3 protein-coding genes and 1 pseudogene are annotated in these 1,428 nt (G+C 61.9%); 2 read left to right on the forward strand and 2 right to left on the reverse strand.

Annotated features, from left to right (window positions below; all coding sequences use genetic code 11):
* Positions 1-236 (reverse strand): annotated as a pseudogene (locus tag CKO23_RS24665) (IS4 family transposase); the annotation flags it as partial.
* Between the two features lie 316 nt (positions 237-552).
* Here CKO23_RS24665 and CKO23_RS24670 point away from each other — a divergent pair.
* Together CKO23_RS24670 and CKO23_RS24675 are read left to right on the forward strand one after the other, a co-directional pair.
* Entirely contained in the window at positions 553-1,011 is a 459-nt protein-coding gene (locus CKO23_RS24670; RefSeq protein WP_242482715.1) for a transposase, read from the forward strand.
* Positions 1,008-1,175 (forward strand): hypothetical protein, encoded by a 168-nt coding sequence (locus CKO23_RS24675; RefSeq protein ID WP_200336160.1) that lies wholly within the window; start codon positions 1,008-1,010, stop codon positions 1,173-1,175. Before CKO23_RS24670 ends, CKO23_RS24675 begins: the two co-directional genes overlap by 4 nt.
* A 22-nt stretch (positions 1,176-1,197) precedes the next feature.
* Here the strand turns inward: CKO23_RS24675 and CKO23_RS24680 are convergent.
* Positions 1,198-1,428: hypothetical protein (locus CKO23_RS24680; protein WP_200336162.1), on the reverse strand; the 231-nt coding region annotated here is incomplete at its 5' end.

Below are 1,428 nucleotides of genomic sequence, written 5' to 3' on the forward strand. Positions count from 1 at the left end.
TCCTCGCGCGCCCCTTGATAGGCCGCATGGATCGACGGTTGCTGGCGGGTGACCACCTGCATCATCAGATCGAACAGCGTCGAGAACAACAGATGACGGGTGTACTGGCTTTGCGCCGTCTGCTCAAACCAGGCGTTGAGCTGGTCCGGATGGAAGCTGCGCTCCAACACCGCGCGCGCCATGGTGGGGATGGGGAAATGCTCGGCAAAGCGCTCAAGCAGTGGATTCAGCAACATCGTCAACAGCCCGCTGGTTACAAAAGGGCGCGATTGTACCGAGGACGCGCGACTCGCGCTGCTCGGGCGATTCAGCTGCGTCGAGGGCGGGCGACCGGCAGGAGTCGTTGCGTTCACTTTTTGTGACCTTCACAGCCCTGGCCCCGAAACTCCATCGCCCTGTGGCCGAGAGGACGATCGACGCCGACAGGGGCCTTGACCATCGTTTTGGCCAGTAGGGTGGATAAGGCGCGTGGCAGGACGTTTCAGATGATTTCAGGACTTGCCCGCGCCGCATCCACCAGGCGGCAGAGTTTTGATCCAGACGTTGTGGTGGATGCGCTGCGCTTATCCACCCTACGGTACTGGTTACAAAAGGGCGCGATTGTACCGAGGACGCGCGACTCGCGCTGCTCGGGCGATTCAGCCGCGTCGAGGGCGGGGCGACCGGCTGTACCGTCACAGCGTGCGCAAGCACTGGCAGACCCTCAAGGCCCTGCCCTATCACGATCGCGCCCTCTCCCCGGCAACCATCTTGGAAACCTACGCCTTGCGCTGGAGCATTGAGGTCTACTTCAAGGAAGCCAAGCACTATTTGGGCTTGCTCTGGGAGCAAACCGAGACCTTCGCCTCCCACGTGGCCTCGATTCACTTGACCGCCGTGCGCTATTGCCTGCTGGTGCTCGGACAACTGCAGGGCGCCGGGGCGCGCGTCTGCGAGGTCCGCGCCGCCACCGGCGAGCAGCTCGCTCACCTGGATTTCGCCAAGCGACTGTGGGGGTTTTTCGAGCATTGATCGCCGAGGCCGTCGACGGACTCCAGGAGACGCTCGGGGACGCCACCGCCGTGGTGATGAGCGCCATCGATGAGCAGGTGCAGCGCTTCTTTGTCCAGGCATTACAACTCGATGACTTCACCCTCAAGTTGAAGGGCGCAGAGCCTGATTCTATGGAGGCATGAGAGACCGTCACTATGGCGAATTTCAACCCCGAAACGTGAGAACTACAGCATCCAGCATCGCCCGGTGAACGTTTGCCGTCATACCCAGATAGTCGAAGACACGGCGGACCCTGCGAGCGAGCTTGCCGATGGTTGCCGCCACGGAATCCTTCGATTTCGTCTTGATCAGCCCGATGGCGAAGCGGCGCAGGCGGGTGATGTTTTCGGGTCCGTGGCCGGTGCGGATGGTGCAGCGATCCTCGTCCCAGTTCCA

This window comes from Thiocystis violacea (genome assembly GCF_016583565.1).
Classification (GTDB): Bacteria; Pseudomonadota; Gammaproteobacteria; order Chromatiales; family Chromatiaceae; genus Thiorhodococcus; species Thiorhodococcus violaceus_A.

What these genes read in the sequence shown, in the direction of transcription:
- CKO23_RS24670 (WP_242482715.1), top strand. Translation starts at nt 553, where the DNA reads ATGCGCTGCGCTTATCCACCCTACGGTACTGGTTACAAAAGGGCGCGA.